Here is a 333-nt window from a genome sequence, read left to right as displayed (position 1 = left end):
CTGAGGCAGCACGGCCGTGTCGTTCTCGGCGACCGGGGGCAGCGTGGACGCGGCCACGACCTCGACGCGGATGATGCCCAGCGTCGTCGCGATGCCGTCGGAGACGGTGTAGGCGAAGGAGTAGGAACCCGCCGCGGTCGCGCGGAAGTCAATCGTGCCACGGTCCAGGTCCGGCGAGATCGTCGCGCCCGCCGGGGCACCCGAGACGGCGGCGAGGCTCAGCGGATCGCCGTTGGGGTCGGTGTCATTCTTGAGGGGATCAAGGGTGACGGTCTCGCCGGGGTGTGCCTGGAAGAGGTCGCCATTCGCCGAAGGAGGCAGGTTTCCGGCCTC

The 333-nt window shown here is 70.0% G+C and carries 1 protein-coding gene; it reads right to left on the bottom strand.

From position 1 onward, the window contains the following. Positions 1-333: Ig-like domain-containing protein (locus tag QP415_RS11065; RefSeq protein ID WP_285100096.1), on the bottom strand; the 333-nt coding region annotated here is incomplete at both ends.

Source organism: Pauljensenia sp. UMB3104, from assembly GCF_030217285.1.
Classification (GTDB): domain Bacteria; phylum Actinomycetota; class Actinomycetes; order Actinomycetales; family Actinomycetaceae; genus Pauljensenia.
This window is presented reverse-complemented; position numbering and strand designations above follow the sequence as displayed.